Annotated in this window: 21 protein-coding genes; 11 read left to right on the top strand and 10 right to left on the bottom strand. The window is 60.4% G+C overall.

From position 1 onward, the window contains the following. Nucleotides 1-148: 148 nt before the first annotated feature. A complete protein-coding gene (gene acnB, locus BW43_RS13295; RefSeq protein WP_032887185.1) occupies nt 149-2,758 on the bottom strand; it encodes a bifunctional aconitate hydratase 2/2-methylisocitrate dehydratase in 2,610 nt (869 codons plus the stop codon). A 396-nt stretch (nt 2,759-3,154) separates the two neighbouring features. Here acnB and BW43_RS13300 point away from each other — a divergent pair, with 396 nt between their 5' ends. Beyond that, the gene (locus tag BW43_RS13300) at nt 3,155-3,625 is read left to right on the top strand and encodes a DUF1289 domain-containing protein (RefSeq protein ID WP_032887184.1); all 471 of its coding nucleotides are present in this window, start codon (nt 3,155-3,157) and stop codon (nt 3,623-3,625) included. 72 nt (nt 3,626-3,697) lie between these two features. On the opposite strand, the gene BW43_RS13305 is transcribed toward BW43_RS13300, so the two are convergent. After that, the gene (locus tag BW43_RS13305; RefSeq protein ID WP_032887183.1) at nt 3,698-4,561 is read right to left on the bottom strand and encodes a universal stress protein; all 864 of its coding nucleotides are present in this window, start codon (nt 4,559-4,561) and stop codon (nt 3,698-3,700) included. 150 nt (nt 4,562-4,711) lie between these two features. On the opposite strand from BW43_RS13305, the gene BW43_RS13310 reads away from it, so the two are divergent. Continuing rightward, a complete protein-coding gene (locus BW43_RS13310) occupies nt 4,712-5,314 on the top strand; it encodes a tRNA-(ms[2]io[6]A)-hydroxylase (RefSeq protein WP_032887182.1) in 603 nt (200 codons plus the stop codon). On the opposite strand, the gene BW43_RS13315 is transcribed toward BW43_RS13310, so the two are convergent. Beyond that, a complete protein-coding gene (locus BW43_RS13315; protein ID WP_032887181.1) occupies nt 5,270-6,469 on the bottom strand; it encodes an MFS transporter in 1,200 nt (399 codons plus the stop codon). The two genes, BW43_RS13310 and BW43_RS13315, sit on opposite strands and share 45 nt — an antisense overlap. Before the next feature lie 157 nt (nt 6,470-6,626). Between BW43_RS13315 and BW43_RS13320 the strand changes: the two genes are divergently transcribed. Both BW43_RS13320 and BW43_RS13325 read left to right on the top strand, forming a co-directional pair. Then, on the top strand, nt 6,627-7,334 hold the full coding sequence (locus BW43_RS13320) for a winged helix-turn-helix domain-containing protein (protein ID WP_032887180.1): 708 nt from the start codon (nt 6,627-6,629) through the stop codon (nt 7,332-7,334). Further along, nucleotides 7,335-8,612 carry an ATP-binding protein gene (locus BW43_RS13325; RefSeq protein ID WP_032887179.1) on the top strand — a complete coding sequence of 426 codons (1,278 nt, stop codon included), beginning with the start codon at nt 7,335-7,337 and terminating at the stop codon, nt 8,610-8,612. An 89-nt stretch (nt 8,613-8,701) separates the two neighbouring features. Here BW43_RS13325 and ampC read toward each other — a convergent pair whose 3' ends face one another. Further along, complete coding sequence (gene ampC / locus BW43_RS13330; RefSeq protein ID WP_032887178.1) at nt 8,702-9,856, bottom strand: class C beta-lactamase; 1,155 nt, start codon at nt 9,854-9,856, stop codon at nt 8,702-8,704. A 203-nt stretch (nt 9,857-10,059) separates the two neighbouring features. On the opposite strand from ampC, the gene BW43_RS13335 reads away from it, so the two are divergent. Continuing rightward, nucleotides 10,060-11,244: a DUF2252 family protein gene (locus BW43_RS13335; protein WP_032887177.1), complete on the top strand. Its 1,185-nt coding sequence runs from the start codon at nt 10,060-10,062 to the stop codon at nt 11,242-11,244. A gap of 459 nt (nt 11,245-11,703) precedes the next feature. On the opposite strand, the gene yghX is transcribed toward BW43_RS13335, so the two are convergent. After that, a complete protein-coding gene (gene yghX, locus BW43_RS13340) occupies nt 11,704-12,591 on the bottom strand; it encodes a YghX family hydrolase (protein WP_032887176.1) in 888 nt (295 codons plus the stop codon). Nucleotides 12,592-12,635: 44 nt separating this feature from the next. Beyond that, complete coding sequence (locus BW43_RS13345) at nt 12,636-13,124, bottom strand: PaaI family thioesterase (protein ID WP_032887175.1); 489 nt, start codon at nt 13,122-13,124, stop codon at nt 12,636-12,638. Nucleotides 13,125-13,210: 86 nt separating this feature from the next. On the opposite strand from BW43_RS13345, the gene BW43_RS13350 reads away from it, so the two are divergent. After that, nucleotides 13,211-13,768 (top strand): YceI family protein, encoded by a 558-nt coding sequence (locus BW43_RS13350; protein ID WP_032887173.1) that lies wholly within the window; start codon nt 13,211-13,213, stop codon nt 13,766-13,768. On the opposite strand, the gene BW43_RS13355 is transcribed toward BW43_RS13350, so the two are convergent. Beyond that, nucleotides 13,765-14,655, bottom strand: a complete 891-nt coding sequence (locus BW43_RS13355) for a DMT family transporter (RefSeq protein ID WP_032887172.1) — start codon at nt 14,653-14,655, stop codon at nt 13,765-13,767. The two genes, BW43_RS13350 and BW43_RS13355, sit on opposite strands and share 4 nt — an antisense overlap. Nucleotides 14,656-14,745: 90 nt before the next feature. Here BW43_RS13355 and BW43_RS13360 point away from each other — a divergent pair, with 90 nt between their 5' ends. Further along, on the top strand, nt 14,746-16,071 hold the full coding sequence (locus BW43_RS13360; protein WP_032887171.1) for a PLP-dependent aminotransferase family protein: 1,326 nt from the start codon (nt 14,746-14,748) through the stop codon (nt 16,069-16,071). Nucleotides 16,072-16,085: 14 nt separating this feature from the next. Here BW43_RS13360 and BW43_RS13365 read toward each other — a convergent pair whose 3' ends face one another. Then, complete coding sequence (locus BW43_RS13365; RefSeq protein ID WP_032887170.1) at nt 16,086-16,511, bottom strand: nuclear transport factor 2 family protein; 426 nt, start codon at nt 16,509-16,511, stop codon at nt 16,086-16,088. Between the two features lie 246 nt (nt 16,512-16,757). Here BW43_RS13365 and BW43_RS13370 point away from each other — a divergent pair, with 246 nt between their 5' ends. Together BW43_RS13370 and BW43_RS28805 are read left to right on the top strand one after the other, a co-directional pair. Further along, a complete protein-coding gene (locus BW43_RS13370; RefSeq protein ID WP_032887169.1) occupies nt 16,758-16,976 on the top strand; it encodes a DUF6434 domain-containing protein in 219 nt (72 codons plus the stop codon). Then, nucleotides 16,973-17,095, top strand: coding sequence for a hypothetical protein (locus BW43_RS28805; RefSeq protein WP_256226401.1), 123 nt, complete (start codon nt 16,973-16,975; stop codon nt 17,093-17,095). Before BW43_RS13370 ends, BW43_RS28805 begins: the two co-directional genes overlap by 4 nt. A gap of 134 nt (nt 17,096-17,229) precedes the next feature. Here BW43_RS28805 and BW43_RS13375 read toward each other — a convergent pair whose 3' ends face one another. Both BW43_RS13375 and BW43_RS13380 read right to left on the bottom strand, forming a co-directional pair. Next, nucleotides 17,230-18,936: an amidase gene (locus BW43_RS13375; RefSeq protein ID WP_032887168.1), complete on the bottom strand. Its 1,707-nt coding sequence runs from the start codon at nt 18,934-18,936 to the stop codon at nt 17,230-17,232. A 57-nt stretch (nt 18,937-18,993) separates the two neighbouring features. After that, the gene (locus BW43_RS13380) at nt 18,994-19,782 is read right to left on the bottom strand and encodes a helix-turn-helix domain-containing protein (RefSeq protein ID WP_032887167.1); all 789 of its coding nucleotides are present in this window, start codon (nt 19,780-19,782) and stop codon (nt 18,994-18,996) included. Between the two features lie 83 nt (nt 19,783-19,865). On the opposite strand from BW43_RS13380, the gene BW43_RS13385 reads away from it, so the two are divergent. Further along, nucleotides 19,866-20,171, top strand: a complete 306-nt coding sequence (locus BW43_RS13385; RefSeq protein ID WP_032887165.1) for a DUF2834 domain-containing protein — start codon at nt 19,866-19,868, stop codon at nt 20,169-20,171. Then, complete coding sequence (locus BW43_RS13390) at nt 20,164-20,586, top strand: MAPEG family protein (protein WP_032887164.1); 423 nt, start codon at nt 20,164-20,166, stop codon at nt 20,584-20,586. The genes BW43_RS13385 and BW43_RS13390 overlap by 8 nt, the downstream gene beginning before the upstream one ends. The last annotated feature ends 1,553 nt before the right edge of the window (nt 20,587-22,139 follow it).

The raw sequence follows: 22,139 nt of genomic DNA, 5'->3' as shown, positions 1-22,139 counted from the left end.
CGCTCGTCGAGGTCAAAACTGTGGGAGGGGGCTTGCTCCCGATAGCGGTGGGTCAGTGACAGAGGGATCAATTGAATGTGTTTATATTCCAGGCATAAAAAAACGCCGCGTATCTTGCGATACGCGGCGTTTTTGTTACATCAACACCTTAGGCTTGAATCACCGGGATGTTGGCGCTTGCTGCGATCTTGCGGAACTCAGCGATTTGGTCGAAGTTCAGGTAGCGGTAGACGTCGCTGGCCATGGTGTCCAGTTTCGCCGCGTAGCCCATGTACTCTTCGACGGTCGGCAGGCGACCCAGGGTGGAGGCTACTGCCGCCAGCTCAGCCGAGGCCAGGTAGACGTTGGCACCATCACCCAGACGGTTAGGGAAGTTACGGGTCGAGGTCGACACAACAGTCGAGTTCGGTTCTACACGTGCCTGGTTACCCATGCACAGCGAGCAGCCCGGCATTTCCATGCGCGCGCCAGCCTTGCCGTAGATGCCGTAGTAGCCTTCTTCGGTCAGTTGGTGAGCGTCCATCTTGGTCGGCGGCGAGAGCCACAGACGGGTAGGCAGCTGACCCTTGACCTGCTCCAGCAACTTACCGGCAGCGCGGAAGTGACCGATGTTGGTCATGCACGAACCGATGAACACTTCGTCGATCTTCTCGCCGGCAACACTCGACAGCAGACGAGCGTCGTCCGGGTCGTTTGGTGCGCAGAGGATCGGCTCGTTGATTTCGGCCAGGTCGATCTCGATGATTTCGGCGTATTCCGCGTCGGCATCGGCTTCCATCAGCTCTGGGTTGGCTACCCAGGCTTCCATCGCTTGAGCGCGACGTTCCAGGGTACGTGCATCGCCGTAGCCTTCGCCGATCATCCAGCGCAGCAGGGTGATGTTGGAGTTCAGGTACTCGGTGACGGACTCTTTCGACAGCTTGATGGTGCAACCGGCAGCCGAACGTTCGGCCGAGGCGTCGGACAGCTCGAAAGCCTGTTCCAGCGTCAGGTCGTTCAGGCCTTCGATTTCCAGGATGCGGCCGGAGAAGGCGTTTTTCTTGCCTTTCTTCTCGACAGTCAACAAACCGGACTGGATCGCGTAGTAAGGAATGGCATGAACCAGGTCACGCAGGGTGATGCCAGGTTTCATTTTGCCTTTGAAGCGCACCAGGATCGATTCCGGCATGTCCAGTGGCATTACGCCAGTGGCTGCGGCGAACGCGACCAGACCGGAACCGGCTGGGAACGAGATGCCCATCGGGAAGCGGGTGTGGGAGTCACCACCGGTGCCGACGGTATCCGGCAGCAGCATGCGGTTCAGCCAGCTGTGGATGATGCCGTCGCCTGGACGCAGCGATACACCGCCACGGGTCATGATGAAGTCAGGCAGCGTGTGGTGGGTGGTCACGTCGATCGGCTTTGGATAAGCCGCGGTGTGGCAGAAAGACTGCATTACCAGATCGGTCGAGAAGCCCAGGCACGCCAGGTCTTTCAGTTCGTCACGGGTCATAGGACCGGTGGTGTCCTGGGAACCCACGGTGGTCATCTTCGGTTCGCAGTACGTACCTGGACGAACGCCTTTGCCTTCCGGCAGGCCGCAGGCCTTGCCGACCATTTTCTGGGCCAGGGTGAAACCCTTGCCAGTGTCGACCGGTGCTTCAGGCAGCTTGAACAGGTCGGTAGGGCCCAGACCCAATTCGGCGCGAGCCTTGTCGGTCAGGCCACGGCCGATGATCAGCGGGATACGGCCGCCGGCACGAACTTCGTCCAACAGGACCGGGGTCTTCATTTCGAAGGTGGTCAGGACTTCATCGGTGCCGTGTTTGCAGACTTTGCCAGCATGAGGATACAGGTCGATCACGTCGCCCATGTTCATGTTGGTCACGTCGAATTCGATTGGCAGTGCGCCAGCATCTTCCATGGTGTTGTAGAAGATCGGAGCGATCTTGCTGCCGAAGCAGAAACCGCCGGCACGCTTGTTCGGTACGTAAGGTACGTCGTCGCCGAAGAACCACAGTACCGAGTTGGTAGCGGATTTACGCGAAGAGCCGGTACCGACCACGTCACCGACGTAGGCGATCGGGAAGCCTTGGCCGCGCATTTCTTCGATCTGCTTCATCGGGCCGGTCTTGCCTTGCTCGTCCGGCACGATGCCTTCGCGAGCCATTTTCAGCATGGCCAGGGCGTGCAGCGGGATGTCAGGGCGGGACCAGGCGTCCGGAGCAGGGGACAGGTCGTCGGTGTTGGTTTCGCCGGTGACCTTGAATACGCGCAGGCTGATCTTGTCGGCCAGGGTAGGGCGGTTGCGGAACCATTCGCCGTCAGCCCAGGACTGGATTACGGCTTTAGCGTGCTCGTTGCCGTTGCGGGCTTTTTCGGCGACGTCGTGGAACGCGTCGAACATCAGCAGGGTGTGCTTGAGTTGGGCCGCGGCGACAGGCGCCAGCTCGGCGTCGTCCAGCAGCTCGACCAACGTCACGATGTTGTAGCCGCCTTGCATGGTGCCGAGCAGTTCAACAGCGCGTTTCTTGTCGATCAGGGGGGAAGTGGCTTCGCCCTTGGCCAGGGCAGACAGGAAACCGGCCTTGACGTAGGCAGCTTCGTCAACACCAGGTGGAATGCGGTTGGTGATCAGGTCAACGAGGAATTCTTCTTCGCCGGCTGGAGGATTTTTCAGCAGCTCGACCAGGCCTGCGGTTTGTTCGGCGTTAAGCGGCTGGGGAACAATACCCAGGGCTGCACGCTCTTCGATATGTTTGCGGTAGGCTTCAAGCACAGTTATTACCCTCATCAGTGGTCCCACGGGACGCTCATCCAGAAATGAACGGCACGCATGCGCTCGGGGGCTTTTTGGGCCGCAAAGCCAGCGCTGCCGGCATTCCTCACAGAAGCTGCTTTCAAAGTTTTACGCCTGCAGAACGGAGCTGATGAGGGTTGGCGCGGTTGTTGACCTACCGGGGTCAAGTCCGCGCCAACACCGTTCTGAAGGAACGACTGTGCTCGTGACGCTTTGAAAACAGCTTCCAGCGGATTATTGGCGCCTTACAAGGCCGGATGATTCTACGGCAAAAAATTTCTAAAGGTAAGTTGCCATGGCAAGTTTGCTGGGTGATCAACCTTAGACAAAGGGCTAACATGGCGCACTGTTTCGCTGATTTGCGTGTCGTTGCCCATGTCCAACCAAACCATCAAGACCCCCTGCGTCGGCCTGTGCTCCACGGTTTACGGCGATCTGGTGTGCCGTGGCTGCAAGCGCTTCCACCACGAAGTAATCCTGTGGAATGGCTATAGCGAAGAAGAAAAACGTGCGGTATGGCTGCGCCTGGAGCAACTGCTGGTGCAGGTGATGGCCGGCAAACTGGAGATTTTCGACCCCAAGACCCTGCGCGGTCAGTTGGAGCAGCGCAAGATCCGCTTCGTGCCGCACCAATCCGAGTACTGCTGGGCATACCAGTTGATTGCGCGCGGGGCGCGGGTCATCAATAACCTGGAGGCGTACGGCATGGTGCTGTTGCCGGAGTTTCGTGATTGGGCGTTGCCGGAACTGCGCGATGCCATCGACCGTGAGTTCTTTATCCTGTCCGAGGCCCACTACCAGCGCTATATCGCCCCAGGGTTCCTCAGGGATGCGCTCTCTACCTGACGGCAAAAATCGGAATGTGGGAGGGGGCAAGCCGCCCCCCACATTGGACGTCGGTTATCTGGAGGATAGGCGTCAGGGTTTGGTGACCAGCTCTTCCAGGTGATCCATCAATGTCTGCGGCTTGAGCACCAACACATCACTTTCCACAGCATCCAGCACCACCTCCGCCGTGTTGCCGATCAGTGCACCGGAAATTCCGGTGCGCGCTACGGTACCGATGATGGTCACTGCTGCCTGCCACTTGTGCGCCGCGAAGGGAATCAGCACATCCGCCGGGCCTTCCTCTATATGCAGGTGCGCGTCATCCACGTCGAACTCAGCCTGGAACGCCTGGCACTGCTCGCGGTAGCGCGCTTCGATGGTTTCCTTGAGTTGGAACGTCGGGTCCGCCGCTGACAGCATCGGCGACGGATGGGCGCTGATCACATGCAACTGCGCCTTGGCGAGGCTGGCGATGTCGAAGCCATGATCAATGATCGAATTGTGCAGCGAACGGTGCTCGCTGTCGGTATTGCCCACATCAATTGCTGCCAGGATCACCCCGCCAGCCCATGGCGTGGACGTCTTGACCAGCAACACCGGTGTCGGGCAAAAGCGCAGCAGCTTCCAGTCCGCCGGTGTCAGCAGCGCCTTCTTCAGCGGGCTGTCGGGAAAATGTTGCTTGATCACCAAACCGCAGCCCTCAGCCTGCTGCACATCAATGATGGTTTCATGCAGGCTGGCATTCCACGCCTGTTCGGTGGTCACGCTGTAGCCATCCTCCTGCAATCCGGCCTTGAGCAGGCTCAACAGCGCCGAATGCTCATGGTTTTTATCGCAGACCAGCAAGTGCAGGTGCGCGCCGGTTACCTCGGCGATCAGCTTGGCGCGCTTGAGGGCCAGGCTTTCCGAATGCTCGGGCTCGATGACCACCAGGATACTGCGGATGGCTTGCATGGTCGGGATCTCCAAAAGAGTGGGCGTGGAATAACTATAGTTGCTGCCCGGCAGCCGTCATGTTGATGCACATCAAGGCCGGTGGCTGGTGGTCTGCGGCGTGGTCGGTATAATCGCCGGCCTTTTGTGATCCTTTTGCCCGTGAGCCCGATGAACCTGCCAGAAATCCACGAATTCCTCGGTTGCCGCACCCCCGACGCCTGGGTCCAGGCCGCGTTGGCCGATCAGGAAACGCTGCTGATCGACCACAAGAACTGCGAATTCAAGGCCGCGAGCACCGCCTTGAGCCTGATCGCCAAGTATCACGGCCATGTCGACCTGATTAACATGATGTCGCGCCTGGCCCGCGAAGAACTGGTGCACCACGAACAGGTCATGCGCCTGATGAAAAAGCGCAAGATTGAACTGCGCCAGTTGCACGCCAGCCGTTATGCCTCGGGCTTGCGCAAAGTCGTGCGCAACCATGAGCCAGTGAAATTGGTGGATACGTTGGTAGTCGGGGCGTTTATCGAGGCGCGCAGTTGCGAGCGTTTCGAAGCGTTGGTGCCGCATTTGGACGAAGAACTCAGCAAGTTCTACTTCGGCCTGCTGAAAAGCGAAGCGAGGCATTTCCAGGGTTACCTGAAGCTGGCCTACCAGTATGGCGATGCAAAGGATATCGCTCAGGTAATCGAGCGGGTGAGGGCGGCCGAGCAGGAATTGATCGAGTCACCTGACGTCGAGTTTCGCTTTCACAGTGGTGTGCCGGCCTGAGGCGACGGCCACGCCGATCAGTGCGGTGATCCCGGTCAGCAGCAGGATCACCGTTTGCGTGCCCAAGGGCGCTGCCAGCACGGCAATCACCAGGCCGGCCAGGGGCTGTGGCAGGTTATTGAGTAGGGTGATCATGCCGACGGTCTTGCCAAAGTCCTCTACCGGGATGACCTGCTGGCGAACGCTGCGCATATACACGCTGTACATCTTGTCGAAGCCTATAACCAGCAGGAAGCCAAGACTGTAGACCCACAGGTTGGGGCTGACCGCCATGATCAGCGCGCCCACAGTGATCAGTCCGTAAGACACGCCGCCGAGGCGTTTTAACGGCAAGGTCGTGCGCGACAGGTAAAACAGAATCACGATAGTCACCAGCGCACCTGCCGCTTGCAGCAGCGCGTAGGCATCCTTGTCGGCGTTGAAATCGCCAGTGACCATGGCGGCGGAAGTAGCCAGGGTGGCGCCAATGAGCAGGTTCACGCCCACCGTCAGCGCAATCAGGCGTTTCAACCCCGGCAGGTTGCGGATATGCGCGACGGCGATGCGCAGCGGTTGCAGCCAGATATCACGGTGCTGCTGATGGGGCTGCGGGTTGACTGAGGTGTTACGTTGCCACGCGCGCATCGCCAGGTCTGCCAACACGAACAGCCCTGCAACCCCCAGCACTACCCAATGCCAGGCCCACACCTCCAGCATCAGCGCGGCCAACAACGGCCCCAGTACCAGGCCGGATTGGTCGGCGATCTGGGAGTAGGACAACGTCTTGGCATAGCTGTATTGCGCAAAGATATGCGGCATCAGCACCTCCCGGGCCATGATGCCTTGGGTGGTCAGCACCCCACATAGCGCGGACAGCAGCACCAGCCAGTAGATACCGTCGAACATCCCGTAAAGCGCCACAGCCACCACACAGGCCAGCGCCCGGTAGACCTGGCTGATATGCAGGATACGCACGGGCGAATACTTGTCGCACACGGCGCCGGACACCGGGAAGGCCAGGAAGCGTGGCAGCGACTCGATAAAAAAGGCCAGGCCTGCCCACGACGCACTTTGGGTGGTTTGAAATACGATCAGCGGCACGATAAACAACAGGATCTGATCCGCCAGACGCGACAGGAACAGCGAAACAAAGAACGCCAGGTAATCCTTACGCATACAACTCCCTGTGGTTGGCGTTAAAGAATGCAGGCTATTTGTAAAAAACTCTTAAAAACATGAAGCTTCAGGGACGCCCGTTGGCTATCTGCTTCAGTTGCCCAGCTTGCCACCTATAATGCCGCCTCTTCAATCCGCGTGCGCGCACTGAGAACGTATGGAAAACCTGGGTCAGGGTAAGGTTCTGCTTGTTGAGGACGACGAGAAGCTGGCGGGGCTGATCGCGCATTTTTTATCACAACATGGCTTCGAGCCTCGCGTGGTACACCGAGGTGATGAAGCCCTGGCGGCGTTCTTGGCGTTCAAACCGAAAATGGTCGTACTCGACCTGATGCTGCCGGGCCAGAGCGGCCTACAGGTGTGCCGCGAGATTCGCAGTGTGTCCGACACTCCCATCGTGATCCTCACCGCCAAGGAGGATGACCTGGACCATATCCTCGGCCTGGAATCCGGCGCCGACGACTACGTGATCAAACCGATCAAACCGCCGGTGCTGCTGGCGCGCCTGCGTGCGCTGCAACGCCGCCAATTGCCGGAGCCTACTGTACGCGGGGCGCTGGCGTTCGGTCGGTTGGCCATCGACCGCAGTTGCCGGGTCGTCAGCCTGGGGGACGAAAAGATCGACCTCACCACCATGGAGTTCGAATTGCTGTGGTTGCTGGCCAGCAACGCCGGCACCATTCTTTCTCGCGATGACATTCTCAACCGCATGCGCGGCATCGCGTTCGACGGCCTTAACCGCAGCGTCGACGTCTACATCAGCAAACTGCGCGGCAAACTCAATGACAACCCACGTGAGCCGGTGTGTATCAAGACGATCTGGGGCAAGGGGTATCTGTTCAATCCGTTTGCTTGGGAGGTCTAGATGCTGCGCTTATACATGCGCCTGTACATCATCCTCGCGCTGGGGTTGGCGGGGGCGATTTGGCTGGTCAACTACACCTTTGATGAACTGCTGCCCGAAGCCAACGAAACCTATAATCGCGAAGCCATGCGTGGCCCGGCGTACGGTCTGGTGGAGCAGTTGCGCCCGTTGCCGGCCGATGCGCGTCCGGCGCGGCTGGCCCAATTGCAGCCACATTATGGTTTGCTGCTGAAACTGGTCCAGCGTGATGAATTGGCCCTGACCCCCCGTGAACAACAATTGTTGGCGGCCGGCCACTTGGTAGTGCGTGGCGATTTCATGGAGTTCATCGCCTCGGTCGACAGCGGTCCACAACTGCTCGAAATCAAACTGCCGGCAGAGCCGAAATGGCTATACCTGTGGGCCTACAGCCTGCTGGGTCTGTGCCTGGCGGTAGTGCTGTATTTCTGGGTGCGTCCGCATTGGCGTGACTTGGAGCACATCCGTCTGGCCGCACAACGTTTTGGCGACAACGACCTCGGCTCGCGCATCCTGCTGCCGCGCCGCTCCACCGTGCGCGAACTGGCCGGGCACTTCAATCAGATGGCCGAGCGTATCGAGAGCCTGATCGCCAACCAGCGCGAACTCACCAATGCGGTGTCCCATGAGCTGCGTACGCCAATAGCACGATTGTCGTTTGAGCTCGACCAACTCAAGCAGCAGGCCGACCCGCGTCAGCGCAGCGAATTGATCGCCGATATGTACGCCGACCTGGGCGAGCTGGAGGAAATGGTCTCCGAACTGCTGACCTACGCCAGCCTGGAACGCGGCGCGACCCAGGTCACTCGCGAGCGCATCGAAGCCCATAGCTGGCTCGACAGCGTGATCGGTAGCGTGGCCCTGGAGGCGGAGGCGGCGGGCATACACCTGTCGTTGCGCACCTGCGAAGTGGACGTGATCCAGATCGAGCCGCGTTTCATGGCGCGAGCGGTGATCAACCTGCTGCGCAATGCCATCCGTTACGCCGAGCACCGTGTGGACATTTCACTGATCAAATTCGGCAATGGTTATGAAGTGCGGGTATGTGACGACGGCCCGGGTGTACCCGAGGAGAGCCGGGCGAAGATCTTCCAACCTTTTATGCGCCTGGATGCCAGCCGTGATCGCCGTACCGGCGGCTTCGGCCTGGGCCTGGCGCTGGTGCAGCGAGTGTCCCAATGGCATGGCGGGCAGGTGCATGTGCAGGATTCGGAGCGGGGCGGGGCGTCGTTTCGGATGACGTGGGCGAATGCTGAATAACGTTTATGAACACGATGAAGGTCAAATGTGGTGGAGGGCTTGCTGTGGCTGAGCAAGCCCTTCATCACAGGGTGGGCTCGTGTCCGGCTTTAATGGTCCAGCGCACTCAACACTGCATGGGCGGCTTTCACCCGCTCTGCATTCGGGTAGTTCTTGTTCGCCAGAATCACCACGCCTAATCCCTTGCTCGGCACGTAGGCCACATAGGCGCCAAAACCATTGGTGGAGCCGGTCTTGTTCACCAGCGTGTTGGCGTGGGGCGTCTGGGCAGGGGTTAGCCAGTTCACCTTGTGCGGTTCCATGGCCATTGGTGTGGAGTTGCCGTCAGTCAACGCATCGAGCGTGATGGGATAAGGATACATTTCCCAGCCCAGCCCTTGGGTCATGCCGTCGACGGTGTAGTAGCCGGTATGAGTGATGCTGACCGCGCGTTGCACGGCGCTTTCCAGCTTCGCCGGGTTCATGTTGGCTTGCACATAACGCAGCAAGTCCGAGGCGCTGGTCTTGATGCCGTAAGCCTCACTGTCCATGGCGCCGGGGCCGACGCGCACCGGTTTGCCATCCTTGCCGTAGCCTTGTGCGTAGAGGCTCATCTGACTCGGCGGCACCTTGACGAAGGTGTGCTTGAGCCCAAGTTTGGGCAGCAGGGTTTTTTCCATCGCCTGATCGAACGGTTGCTTGAGGCTCTGCGCCGTCAGGTAGCCGAACAGGCCCAGGCTAGGGTTGGAATACAAACGCTGGGTGCCTGGGGCGAAGTCGGGTTTCCACTGCTGGAAGTAGCTGATCATGTGCTGATTGTTGTCAGCCTCCGGTGGAAATTGCAGAGGCAGGCCGCCGGCGGTGTAGGTGCCGAGGTTAAGAATGCTGATGTGATCAAACTTGCCGCCACCCAAGGCTGGCAGGTAGTCGCTGGCCGGGGCCGAAAGCTTGAGTTTGCCGGTGGCCGCCGCATAACCGGCGAGGGTGGCGGTGAAGGTTTTGCTCACCGACCCGACTTCGAACAGGGTGTTCTCGCTGACGGGCTGCCCCGTCTCCTGGGAGGCGACGCCGTAGTTGAAATAGTGCGCTTTGCCGTCCTGAACCACGCCGACCACAAGACCGGCAATGGCCTGTTGCTGCATCAGCGGCTTGACACTCGCGTCCACCACCGCCTGCAGATCGGTCGCGGCCAGGCAGTGGCCGGTAGCGAAAAGAGCGGCTGCCGCCGTGAGATTGCGCATGCCTGAGAACATAGATAGGGGCATGAGAGTGTTTCCATGAAAGTGATCGATTAAAAAAAACCCTCGCGGGGGAGGCAAATATAGGCAGTTCGCCTGCTCTGGGCAAACGATGAAGTCTCTTGCCTGGGTATAACGGGAGAAGGCCAACGTGATAATTTTTTTAGAAACATAATGAAACATTCTCCGAGGCGCACCGCTCTACCGCTACACCTGTACTGAGTTATTCCATGAAAACACCGCGCCCCTCCGCTCGCATGCCCCACCTGACCCAACTGCGAAACCTCAAGATGGCGCGCTCGGCTCACGCTTATGTGCGCGGCAGTACTGTTCAATTCTACGAGTGGCTGCACAGCTTGCCTGGACGCCGTTTGCCCCGCGGGCCAGCGATCTGGATCTGCGGCGACTGCCACGCTGGCAACCTTGGCCCCACCGGCGATACCAAGGGGCGCATCGATATGCATATCCGCGACCTGGACCAGGCAGTGATTGGCAACCCGGCCCACGACCTGGTGCGCCTGGCCTTGTCCCTGGCGACCGCCGCGCGAGGCTCGGACCTGCCGGGGGTAACCACCGCACGCATGCTTGAAGAAATGATGGTGGGCTACGAACAAGCCTTCAAAGACAAGCCCGATGAAACGCCGCCACGCCCGTCCCAGGTCAAGGCGGGGATGCGCAACGCCGTGGCGCGTACCTGGAAGCACTTGGCCCGTGAGCGCATCGAAAGCGCCCGGCCGACCATCCCGTTAGGCAAGCATTTCTGGCCGTTGTCGCGGGCCGAAAAAAGTGCGCTGAAAGTCGTCTGCGCGTCGGACGAGATCCACCAGTTGGTTACTTCGCTCAAAGGCCGGCCCAAGGATGCCAAGGTCGAACTTTTGGATTGCGCTTATTGGGTCAAGGGCTGCAGCTCCCTTGGCTTGTTGCGCTACGCGGCCTTGCTCGGTGTTGGTGATAAGGATGATCAGGCGTATTGCCTGATCGATATCAAGGAGGCGGTCGGCGCCGCTGCGCCCCGGGCCGCACGGGCGAAGATGCCGAGGGACAACGCCCGCCGGGTTGTGGAAGCTGCGCGTCAGTTGTCGCCGGGCCTTGGAGAGCGGATGGTGGCGACGCGGTTTCTGGATCACGGGTTTTTTATTCGCGAACTGCTGCCTCAGGACATGAAGTTGGAGTTGGATGAGTTGAGTGAGACCGACGCGATGCACGCTGCGGGTTATTTGGCTCGGGTGGTTGGCGTTGCTCATGCCCGGCAGATGGATCGGGCGACTCGTAAGGATTGGATGGCGGTTTTGCAGGAAAACCGGTCAAGGGAGTTGGATGCGCCTTCGTGGTTGTGGACCAGCGTGGTGCAGCTGGTGGGGAGTCATGAGCAGGGGTATTTGGATCATTGCCGGCGGTATGCTTTGGAGCATTGATGTCGAGGGGGATGATGGGTTTTGCGTAGGAGAGCTGGTAGATGTCTGTTTCTGCGTCAACGGCGGCCAGGGTTACGCCATTTGACTGATGGTCCCCTATCCAAATGTGGGAGGGGGCTTGCTCCCGATGGCGGCCTGACAGTCGACTCATATGTTGGTTGGGGTACATAGCCATCTCTGCGGTAACGGCGGCTTAGGGCTCCGCGCTTACAGCGGGGCACTTTCGGAAAGGCCGGAATGCCGGCCCAGCCAGAAGTAACCAAAAGGCCTTCGCCCCAACACTCGGTGCTTCGTCTGGAATCGGCATGCCCTCACTCCGGCTTGGATCTATGGCCCAGTGCGGCTAACCCGGCGTCCTGCCGGGTTGCCCACGGATTCAAGCCTGCGTTCGGCCAGCGCGTTTGACGGGGCGCTTTGGATCAAGATCCAAAGCAGGAGCAACAGCCAGAGCAGCGCCAGTCATGCCAGGTATTTGTTGAACCACCCCAGTGTTCTTTCCCATGCCAGGTTGGCGGCTGCTTCGTCATAACGTGGCGTCGAGTCATTGTGGAAGCCGTGATTGGCGCCCTTGTAGATGAACGCTTCATAGGTTGTGCCGGCCGCTTTCAAGGCTGCCTCGTAGGGCGGCCAGCCTTCGTTGATACGTGTATCCAGCTCGCCGAAGTGCAGCATGATCGGCGCCTTGATCCGCGGTACGTCCTTGGCTTCCGGTTGGCGGCCGTAGAAGGAGACGGCTGCGCCCAGTTCGGGGTAGGCCACCGCTGCTGCGTTGGTCACGCCACCGCCGTAGCAGAAGCCGGTGATGCCGACTTTTCCGGTGCTGCTGTCGTGGTGCATCAGCCATTCGATGGCGGCGAAGAAGTCGTTCATCAGTTTGGTCGGGTCGACGGTCTGTTGCAGCGCTACGCCTTTTTCGTCATTGCCGGGGTAGCCGCCGACCGAGGTCAGACCGTCCGGGGCCAGGGCGATGAAGCCGGCTTTGGCCAGGCGTCGGGCGACGTCTTCGATATACGGGTTCAGGCCGCGGTTTTCGTGGACCACCACCACCGCCGGCAACTTGCCCGCAGCCTTGGCCGGGCGTACCAGGTAGCCGCGTACCGTGCCGTTGCCCTTGGGTGAAGGGTAGGTGACGTAGTCGGCGACGATGTCCGGGTCGGTGAATTTCACTTGCTCGGCCAGGGCGTAGTTAGGGCTCAGGGAGGCGAGCAGAGCGGAAGCGGTCAGGCCGCCAAAAGTGAACAGCGCAGCGCGGTCGAGAAACTCACGGCGGTTGATCTTGCCGTGGGCGTAGCCGTCGTAGAGTTCCAGCAGTTCGGGGGCAAAGTCTTTCGCGGTGAGACGAGTCATCGGTGCAATCCTCGATTAGCGGTGACAGTCAATGTAGACCAGCTTCAGTCCTCGCGGCCATGGGCGGCAGCGGCCAGTTGCCCGGTGTCGACGCGCACGAACACCGAGTCGCCGATTGCCGTGAGCACGTCGCCGGCGTATACCTCGCAGACCACGCGGGTTTTGCGCTCCACATCGCCTTCGACCCTGGCGCGCAAGGTGAGGGTGACACCCATGGGCGTGGGCTTGATGAATTTGATGCCGAGGTTGCCGGTCACGCAGTCGATGCGTGGCAGGCTGCCGGGTTCGCGTTGCTCGGTGCGGTAGTGGTAGGCCATGGCGGTCCAGTTGGAATGGCAGTCCACCAGCATGGCGATCAGGCCGCCGTAGACCAGGTCCGGCCAGCCAGTGAAGTGAGCTTCTGGCGCGTGTTGGGCGATCAAATGGATGCCGTCTGCGTCCCAGCGGCTCTTGATGTGCAGCCCGTGAGGGTTGCTGCCCCCGCAGCCGTAGCAGATGCCTTCCGGGGCGGTGATGTCTTGTAGCGCTTGCATGCAACGTCCTTATTGTTGTGGGCGACTATTCTGTTTAGCAGGACAAACGCGTGATGGGAATACATCCAGACTTTGCGGAGTGGTGCATGAAACGTGGATTTTTGCCGGTTGCGCTTGTCCTGGGCTTTATCGCCAGCGCCCAGGCGGTGGAGTACAAGGACGTCAATCACACTGCCAGCCAGATCAGTTTCACCTACGAACAACTGGGGCAGCGGATGTATGGGACGTTCAAGGAATTCGAGGGCACCTTGGCCTTTGATACGCAGGCGCCGGAGGCGGGACACGCGCTGCTCAAGATCCAGCTCACCAGCATCAGCGCCGGCAGTGACGATGCCAATGACACCCTGCAACGCGCGTCCTGGTTTGACACCGCGACCTATCCGGTCGGGGTGTATGAATCCACTGGGGTCAAGGCGCTGGGGGATAACCGCTTCAGGATCAGCGGCAACCTGACCATCAAGGGCACCACACGCCCGGTTGATGTAAAGGTGGTGCTCAAGGAGCTGGATGGCATTGGCGTGTTCGACGGCGAATTCATCCTCAATCGCGGCGATTTCAAGATCGGTGAGGGTGAATGGGCCGGCAACAGCGTGGTTTCCAACGACATCCATATCAAATTCAAGATGGTCGCACCGCAGCGCTAGCGGGCGAACTTCTTCGCACCGGCCACGCAGGCGATCACCGCCACCGTCACCAGCACCATGCCGAGACTGACCTGTTCATGCAGCAGGCCCGCTGCCAGCGCCAGGCCGAAGAACGGTTGCAGCAACTGCAACTGGCCGACGGCCGCGATGCCACCTTGAGCCAGGCCGCGATACCAGAACACAAAGCCGATCAACATGCTGAACAGCGCCACATAGCCCAGGCTCAGCCAGGCTGTCAGGCTGATGCCGGCAAAGCTTGGCGGAGCAAGGAGCAGGCCTAACGGCAGCACCACTGGCAGCGACACCACCAGCGCCCAGCAGATCACCTGCCAGCCGCCCAGGCTGCGCGACAGTTTCGCGCCCTCGGCATAGCCCAAGCCGCACACCAACACCGCCAGGAGCATCAGCAAATCGCCGGCCGGTGCGGCGCTCACGCCCTGGGCGAAGGCATAACCCATCACCAGGGCACTGCCCAGAATCGAAAACACCCAGAACACCGGTCGCGGCCGCTCGCCGCCGCGCAGTACGCCAAACACCGCCGTGGCCAGGGGGAGCAGGCCGATAAACACAATGGAATGGGCGGAGGTTACGTATTGCAGGGCCAGCGCGGTGAGCAGGGGGAAGCCGATCACCACGCCGAGGGAGACGATCAGCAGGGGCACCCATTGAGTGCGCGCGGGGCGTTTTTCCTTGAACAGCCACAGCAGAAGCAGCCCCAATGCGGCAGCGATGGCGGCGCGAATCATCGTCAGAAACACCGGATCGAATTCCATGACCGCCAAGCGCGTAGCGGGCAGTGAGCCGCTGAAAATCACCACGCCGATAAAGCCATTGATCCAACCCTGAGTGCTGTTGTCCAGGGCGTTGAGGGGAGACGTACGTTCCATGGGGGCTGTCCCGAAAAAGAAGAGTTGCGTGGTGCCCATCCTAGGATCGAGAATCAAGACAATCAAAAAATTGTCATGGATACATCGCCAATGTCCCGCGCCCGTTACAAGTCACTGGTCGACACCTTTGCCGAAGACATTCGCAGCGGGAAACTGCCCCCCGGCATGCGATTGCCTACCCATCGCCAATTGGCCGCGGATCATGGCTTGGCGCTGGTCACCGCCAGTCGGGTGTACGCCGAGCTGGAGGCCATGGGTCTGGTCAGCGGAGAAACCGGGCGCGGCACCTTCGTGCGCGAGATTGCGTTGCCGCCAGGGCAGGGCAGTGGGCAGATGACCATTGCGGCGGGCATGCTCGACCTCAACTTCAATTACCCCTCGTTGCCGGGTCAGGCGGACTTGCTGCGCACTGCGTTGCGCCAATTGGCGCTGTCCGGTGACCTCGAAGCGCTGCTGCGTTATCAGCCCCACGCCGGTCGCCTGCATGAGCGCGCCACCATTGCCCGCCACCTGCTGAGCCGAGGGCTGACAGTGCAGGCCGAGCAGGTGTTGGTGGTCAGCGGCGCCCAACATGGGTTGGCGGTGGCGATGATGGCGTTGCTCAAACCGGGGGATGTGATCGCGGTGGACGCGTTGACCTATTCGGGGTTCAAGGTGTTGGCAGAGACCCTGCATCTGGAAATCGTCGCGATTCCCGTCACCGCCAGCGGCCCGGACCTGGAATATCTGCATAGCGTGTGTCGCAAGCGTCCGGTTCGCGCGGTGTACAGCATGCCGACCCTGCACAATCCGCTGGGCTGGGTGATGGGCATGGCGCAGCGCGAGCAGCTGGTCGCCATCGCCCGCCAGCACAACCTGATGATCATTGAAGACGCGGCCTACGCGTTTTTAGTTGAGGACGCGCCACCGCCCCTGGCGAGCCTGGCACCGGAACGTACGGTGTATGTGGGTGGGTTGTCGAAGAGTGTCGCCACAGGGCTGCGCGTGGGATTTGTCGCGGCGCCTGTTGCGTGGATGAAGGCGTTGGAGCGCACCATCATGGCGACCACCTGGAACGTGCCCGGGGTGATGAGCGCGATTGCCGTGGCCTGGATCGAGGATGGCACCGTTGCCCACTTGGAAGCACAAAAGCGCCAGGATGCCCGGGCTCGGCAAGCCTTGGCTGCGCAGGTGTTGAAGGGGGTGGCCCACACCGGCCACCCGTCATCGTATTTTTTGTGGCTGCCCCTGGCGGAAGATGCCCGCGCCGATCAAGTCGCCATGGCCTTGCAGCGCGAGGGCGTTTCCGTGTCCACCGCTGAGCCCTTTGCCGTTTCGGCCCAGGTGCCCCATGCGCTACGCCTGGCGTTGGGGTCGGTGGACATGCCGTCGCTGCGCGAGGCGTTGCTCAAGGTGCGCAACGTGGTGGCGTGGTGAGCCACCGCTAGCCATCAGAATTTAAAGGCCTGGCGACCGATCAGCAGCCAGTGGCCTTTCTGCTTTTGCCAGACCTGGAAGTTTTCGATGTCGGTAGGCACTTCGACGCCACTGTTCACCGCCTGTGCGTGAAAGTGGTTGCGCACCAGTGCCGTGTCGCCTTGCAGAGTGATGGTTTGTTTTTGCATTTCCAGAGTCTTGAAGCCGCTGCGACCGGTCTCGATATCGGCGATGAATTCCTGTTTGTTCTGAATTTTGCCGCTGGAGTGGCCGTAGGTGAGTTGCTCGGCGGTGAGGGCCTGGAGCTGCTTGATGTCTTTGTGCAGCATGGCTTGGGTCAGGTGATCGACCGCTTGGGCTACGTCGTTGTCGGCGGGGGCAGCGGCCACGTAGCCGCTGAACAGGCACAGAAAACCGATCAGCACTTTGACGTTTTGCATGGGTGTTTCCTTATTGTTGTTGGGGTGTGCACGACAGCTATAGTCGTCGTACAACCATGCAATATTTGCCGGGTCTAAGGAAAGTAAAATTTTGAAATACCCTGACAAGATTGGTATTTTTAGGTTTTAGCGCCTTATACGATGTCCCAACACGCGGGGTGCTCGTACGCGGCAGGTTTTGGCACTTCCTGGGTGGCTGGCACATCGCTATGCTAACGCCGACCCAACACCTGCCCGAGTGACAAAATGGATTTTGACTGGCACAGCGACCCCATCACCCGCGCCACCCCGGTGACCGCACACTACAAAAACACCCAGAACGTGCGGCGCTTCATGCGTGAGCACTGCGGGCCGACCTTCAAGTTCGATCGTCCCTTCATGGCCTGGATTCGCAACGATATCCCCAAGACCCTGGGCGACGTGGTGGATGAATGGCAGCGCCTGAACCATGACAACCGCCCATGATCACCCAGGGACTGGTTGTACTGATCAACTACGGCATTCACCTGGCGTCCGGCCTGTGGTTTGCCCTCACCCCCAAATCGCTGCCAGGTGCCGCTTTGTGCTGCCGGCATTTGTCGTGAAGACAAAGCCGGTACTGAAACGATGAGGATCAAAATGTGGGAGGGGGCTTGCTCCCGATGGCGGTGGTTCAGTTGGAACAGCTTTGCCTGATACACCGCCATCGGGAGCAAGCCCCCTCCCACAGGGTAAATCGTTAGTTTGTGATCAGTGGCGGGGTGCGCGGGGGGATCAATCGCTTGCTGCCGGTCGCTTCATACGCCGCCGCCAACCGCAGCAATGCCGAGTCATCATAAGCGCGCCCGGCAAATGTCAGCCCTACCGGCATGCCGATGTCCGCCATCACGCCCATCGGCACGGTGACGGTTGGCACGCCCAGGTGGCGGATGGCGAGGTTGCCGTTGGCCACCCAGATACCATTGCTCCAGGCGATATCGGCGCTGGCTTCGTTTACATCGGCATCCGCCGGGCCCACGTCGGCGACGGTGGGGAACAGCACGGCGTCGAGGCCGAGTGTTTCCATCCAGTCTTCCAGGTCGATCCGCCGGGTTTGCTCCAGGCCGCGCAGGCCATCGGGCACGGTGCTGATTTCATTCCAGGGCGTGATGCCGCGCTGGGCCATACGCACGTATTCGTCCATGCCGGCGGCGAGGTCGTCTTCACGGTTGGGCAGGGTGCCGGGGTCGTGGGGGAAGATTTTCGGGCCGTCCACATCCGCCAGGCGGTTGAGGGCTGGGTCGTTGTTGGCGCGCAGGAAATCATCGAAAGCCCAGGCGGACAGTTCCCATAACTCGTCGTGCAGGAATTCCTTGGACACCAAACCTCGGGTGAACACCGTCGGCGCGCCGGGGCGATCGCCTTCGCAGTTGGACACAAGGGGGAAATCCACTTCGATGACTTCGGCGCCAGCCGCTTCCAGCGCCTTGCGGGCGTCTTTCCACAGGTCGATCACGCTGGCGCGGGTGTTGATCTGTTGCCCGGTCGGGCCGCCGATGCCGGGTTTTTCGCTGGTGCCGGCGTCGGGGTCGGCATTGATGTACATGCGCGGTACACCCAGGCGTTTGCCCGCGAGGGATTCAGCCGTCGCAGCCAGTTCAGCGTAAGACGCCGGGCGCACCGAGGCGACGCTGGGGATCGGCACCCAGGGTTGCAGGCGCCACAGGTCGCCACGGGTGTCGGGGTCTTCAGCGACCACCACATCGAGGACTTCCAGCAGGTCGGCCATGGTGCGGGCGTATGGCACCACCACGTCCATGGTTGGCGTCAGCGGCCAGTTGCCACGCACCGAAATCACCCCACGGGAGGGGGTGTAAGCGCACAGGCCATTGTTGGACGCCGGACCGCGTCCGCTGGACCAGGTTTCTTCTGCAAGGCCGAATGCCGCGAAACTGGCGGCGGTTGCAGTACCCGCGCCGTTGGACGAGCCGGAGGCGAACGGTGCGGTGAGGTAGTCAGCGTTATAGGGGCTTTCGGCGCGGCCATATACGCCACGCTGCATGCCGCCATTGGCCATCGGCGGCATATTGGTCTTGCCCAGGCAAATGGCGCCACCGGCGCGCAGGCGTTCGATGGTGAACGCGTCGCGCTGGGCGGTCAGTTTGGCAAATGCCGGGCTGCCGGAGGCCGCAGTCAGGCCTTTGACCAGGTAACTGTCCTTGGCGGTGTAGGGAATGCCATCCAATGGCCCAAGCGTTTCGCCCTTGGCCCGGCGTGCATCGGACGCCTCGGCCTCTTTGAGCGCGTGTGGGTTGCGCACCACCACAGCGTTAAGCGCGGTGGCGGTCTGCGGGCCGTCGTACGCGTCGATCCGTGCGAGGTAAGCTTGGACCAATTCAACGGCAGTGGTCTGGCCGGATTCAAGCGCCGCGCGCAATTGGGCAATGGAGACTTCGGTAACTTGCATGACGTTTTCTTCGCCGCCTTCAGATGGAGGTATGGCCGCAGTCTACGTACAGATATTTCACAAAACCAGCGCCGAATAGTCCGCGAAGGCAGCGCGCATCACCTGCCAGGTCGCCTCGTCAGCCGGAATCAGATGCTCGATGCGCAGCGAGGTGAGGGTGATGTCCTGGGGCATGCCGAACGTGGTGAAGGTCGACAGAAAGTTCAGCTCGCCTTCGAGTGAGCGGATGCGCGTGAGCACCAGCGGCGGCATTTCGGTGGGTAATTGGGTGTGAGTTGGCGCTGGCAAACTCGCCAGCAGGGCAGCCAATGCCGGATTGCCCAGCGCCTCGCGGGTTGCCCGTTGCCAGGCCAGGGTGCGGATCTCTTCGGCGTTGATCAGGTGGTCGCCCAGGCCACCGGTTTGCAGCAGGGTGGTCAGCAGGTTCAAGCCATCGGCTGCATCTGCTTTGATGCCCACCCGTTCAAACAACAGCCCGGTACTGACATTCGCCGCCAGCACTTGCCACTCGCTGCCCAGCAGAATCGCAGGCGCGGGGTTGTTGGCGTGCAGCACATGGTTGACCGCTTCGCGAACCGCGGCCATGGCCGGTGAGGCAAGCGGGGTCGCGGTGTAGCGCGGGGCGTAACCGGCGGCGAGGAACACGCGGTTGGATTGCTCCAGTGGGGTCTCCAGTGCCGTCAACAGGTTGTGCAGTGTCCCCGGACTAGGTGTGGCGCGACCGGTTTCGAGGCAACTGAGATGACGCTGAGAAATCCCGGTGATCAGGGCGAGGTCCAGTTGGCTCAACTTGGCCTGTCGGCGCAGTTGGCGCAGGTGTTCACCGGCGCTAGCAGGGTTTTCCATGACGTGTTCATGACCTCCGAGGTCATTGCGAGGGGCCAAACCTTATCACTAAGGTGGGCCTCCATCACCCCAAGGACGACACCATGCACAGACCTTATATTGCCCTGGCCGGCTTGCTCGGTTTTTCGCTATACACCCTGGTTACGATGCTGACTGCCGAGCAATCGCTGCTGGCCTTTGGGCGCGAGCTGATGTCTCGACCGGACACCGCGCAAGTGGTGATCGACCTTTACCTGATGGCGGTATTGGCGTGTATATGGATGTATCGGGATGCGCGCGGGCGAGGGCGGTCAGTGCGTTCGGTGATGCCGTACTTTTTATTGACGGCGGTGTTTGTGTCAGTGGGGCCGCTGCTCTATATCGTGGTGCAGGGAGTCAGGGATGAATGACCTCCTGACAGTCTATGCCCTGTGTGTACTGGTGCTATGCCTGAAGATGTTTGCGGTTTCCTGCTACCAAGGGTATTTCCGCATTCGAGGCCTGGCATTCACCAACGCTGAAGATGCGGCTTTCTTTAAGCGCGCCAGGCATTCGATAGAGCTGCCACCGGTTGGCCGAGCGAGCAGAGCGTGGGCCAATGATCTGGAAAACATCCCCATGTTTTTTGTGCTGGGAGGGCTGTGTGTTGCGCTGGAGGCGCCCGCTGTGGCGAGTGCGTGGTTGTTTGGCGGTTTTACCTTGGCCCGTCTGGCGCATACGGTGACGTATCTGGCGGGTTGGCAACCTTGGCGAACGCTGGCGTATGGGGTCGGGGTGATCTGTTTGCTCGGGCTTGGCGCTATGACCTGTTTAAGGCTTGTATGAAGTTCAGCGGCATCCCGCTTACGTCTGTAGTGAGCGAGCTCGCCTCGCGCGGGGCAAGCCCGCTCACCACAAAAGCGCCTTACTAACTCAAACCCATCGCCTGCCTTTGGTTGTCTTGATACGCCATGACCTTTAACTGGCCTTGAAGTCGTATGGGGTCGGGGTGATCTGTTTGCTCGGGCTTGGCGCGATGACTTGTTGCAGGCTTGTCTGAAATTCAGCGGCCTCCCGCTCACTTCTGTAGTGAGCGAGCTTGCCTCGCGCGGGGCAAGCCCGCTCACCACAAAAAGCGCCTCACGGACTCAAACCCATCGCCTGCCTTTGGTTGTCTTGATACGCCGTGACCTGTAACTGGCCTTGAAGTCGTATGGGGTCGGGGTGATCTGTTTGCTCGGGCTTGGCGCGATGACTTGTTGCAGGCTTGTCTGAAATTCAGCGGCCTCCCGCTCACTTCTGTAGTGAGCGAGCTTGCCTCGCGCGGGGCAAGCCCGCTCACCACAAAAAGCGCCTCACGGACTCAAACCCATCGCCTGCCTTTGGTTGTCTTGATACGCCGTGACCTGTAACTGGCCTTGAAGTCGTATGGGGTCGGGGTGATCTGTTTGCTCGGGCTTGGCGCGATGACTTGTTGCAGGCTTGTCTGAAATTCAGCGGCCTCCCGCTCACTTCTGTAGTGAGCGAGCTTGCCTCGCGCGGGGCAAGCCCGCTCACCACAAAAAGCGCCTCACGGACTCAAACCCATCGCCTGCCTTTGGTTGTCTTGATACGCCGTGACCTGTAACTGGCCTTGAAGTCGTATGGGGTCGGGGTGATCTGTTTGCTCGGGCTTGGCGCGATGACTTGTTGCAGGCTTGTCTGAAATTCAGCGGCATCCCGCTCACTTCTGTAGTGAGCGAGCTTGCCTCGCGCGGGGCAAGCCCGCTCACCACAATAGCGCCTACTGACTCAAACCCATCGCCTGCCTTTGGTTGTCTTGATACGCCGTCACCTGCAACTGGCCTTGAAGTCGTATGGGGTCGGGGTGATCTGCTTGCTCGGGCTTGGCGCTATGACCTGTTTAAGGCTTGTATGAAGTTCAGCGGCCTCCCGCTTACTTCTGTAGTGAGCGAGCTTGCCTCGCGCGGGGCAAGCCCGCTCACCACAAAAGCGCCTTACTAACTCAAACCCATCGCCTGCCTTTGGTTGTCTTGATACGCCATGACCTTTAACTGGCCTTGAAGTCGTATGGGGTCGGGGTGATTTGTTTGCTCGGGCTTGGCGCGATGACCTGTTTAAGGCTTGTATGAAGTTCAGCGGCATCCCGCTTACTTCTGTAGTGAGCGAGCTTGCCTCGCGCGGGGCAAGCCCGCTCACCACAAAAGCGCCTTACTAACTCAAACCCATCGCCTGCCTTTGGTTGTCTTGATACGCCATGACCTTTAACTGGCCTTGAAGTCGTATGGGGTCGGGGTGATTTGTTTGCTCGGGCTTGGCGCGATGACCTGTTTAAGGCTTGTATGAAGTTCAGCGGCATCCCGCTTACTTCTGTAGTGAGCGAGCTTGCCTCGCGCGGG

Origin of the sequence: Pseudomonas sp. RIT357, assembly GCF_000632245.1 — a bacterium.
GTDB classification, from domain to species: Bacteria; Pseudomonadota; Gammaproteobacteria; order Pseudomonadales; family Pseudomonadaceae; genus Aquipseudomonas; species Aquipseudomonas sivasensis.
Note: the sequence above shows the minus strand (reverse complement) of the source record. Positions and strands in the feature narration are given on the sequence as shown.

Bases quoted from the DNA above. Each gene is read 5' to 3' on its own strand.
- BW43_RS13335 (WP_032887177.1), top strand. From the start codon at position 10,060: ATGAAAACACCGCGCCCCTCCGCTCGCATGCCCCACCTGACCCAACTG.
- BW43_RS13345 (WP_032887175.1), bottom strand. From the start codon at position 13,124: ATGCAAGCGCTACAAGACATCACCGCCCCGGAAGGCATCTGCTACGGC.
- ampC (WP_032887178.1), bottom strand. From the start codon at position 9,856: ATGCCCCTATCTATGTTCTCAGGCATGCGCAATCTCACGGCGGCAGCC.
- BW43_RS13390 (WP_032887164.1), top strand. From the start codon at position 20,164: ATGAATGACCTCCTGACAGTCTATGCCCTGTGTGTACTGGTGCTATGC.
- BW43_RS13315 (WP_032887181.1), bottom strand. From the start codon at position 6,469: ATGCGTAAGGATTACCTGGCGTTCTTTGTTTCGCTGTTCCTGTCGCGT.
- BW43_RS13305 (WP_032887183.1), bottom strand. From the start codon at position 4,561: ATGCAAGCCATCCGCAGTATCCTGGTGGTCATCGAGCCCGAGCATTCG.
- yghX (WP_032887176.1), bottom strand. From the start codon at position 12,591: ATGACTCGTCTCACCGCGAAAGACTTTGCCCCCGAACTGCTGGAACTC.
- BW43_RS13360 (WP_032887171.1), top strand. From the start codon at position 14,746: ATGTCCCGCGCCCGTTACAAGTCACTGGTCGACACCTTTGCCGAAGAC.
- BW43_RS13355 (WP_032887172.1), bottom strand. From the start codon at position 14,655: ATGGAACGTACGTCTCCCCTCAACGCCCTGGACAACAGCACTCAGGGT.
- BW43_RS13350 (WP_032887173.1), top strand. From the start codon at position 13,211: ATGAAACGTGGATTTTTGCCGGTTGCGCTTGTCCTGGGCTTTATCGCC.
- BW43_RS13310 (WP_032887182.1), top strand. From the start codon at position 4,712: ATGAACCTGCCAGAAATCCACGAATTCCTCGGTTGCCGCACCCCCGAC.
- BW43_RS13385 (WP_032887165.1), top strand. From the start codon at position 19,866: ATGCACAGACCTTATATTGCCCTGGCCGGCTTGCTCGGTTTTTCGCTA.
- BW43_RS28805 (WP_256226401.1), top strand. From the start codon at position 16,973: ATGATCACCCAGGGACTGGTTGTACTGATCAACTACGGCATTCACCTG.
- BW43_RS13380 (WP_032887167.1), bottom strand. From the start codon at position 19,782: ATGGAAAACCCTGCTAGCGCCGGTGAACACCTGCGCCAACTGCGCCGA.
- BW43_RS13375 (WP_032887168.1), bottom strand. From the start codon at position 18,936: ATGCAAGTTACCGAAGTCTCCATTGCCCAATTGCGCGCGGCGCTTGAA.
- BW43_RS13320 (WP_032887180.1), top strand. From the start codon at position 6,627: ATGGAAAACCTGGGTCAGGGTAAGGTTCTGCTTGTTGAGGACGACGAG.
- BW43_RS13365 (WP_032887170.1), bottom strand. From the start codon at position 16,511: ATGCAAAACGTCAAAGTGCTGATCGGTTTTCTGTGCCTGTTCAGCGGC.
- BW43_RS13325 (WP_032887179.1), top strand. From the start codon at position 7,335: ATGCTGCGCTTATACATGCGCCTGTACATCATCCTCGCGCTGGGGTTG.
- BW43_RS13300 (WP_032887184.1), top strand. From the start codon at position 3,155: ATGTCCAACCAAACCATCAAGACCCCCTGCGTCGGCCTGTGCTCCACG.
- BW43_RS13370 (WP_032887169.1), top strand. From the start codon at position 16,758: ATGGATTTTGACTGGCACAGCGACCCCATCACCCGCGCCACCCCGGTG.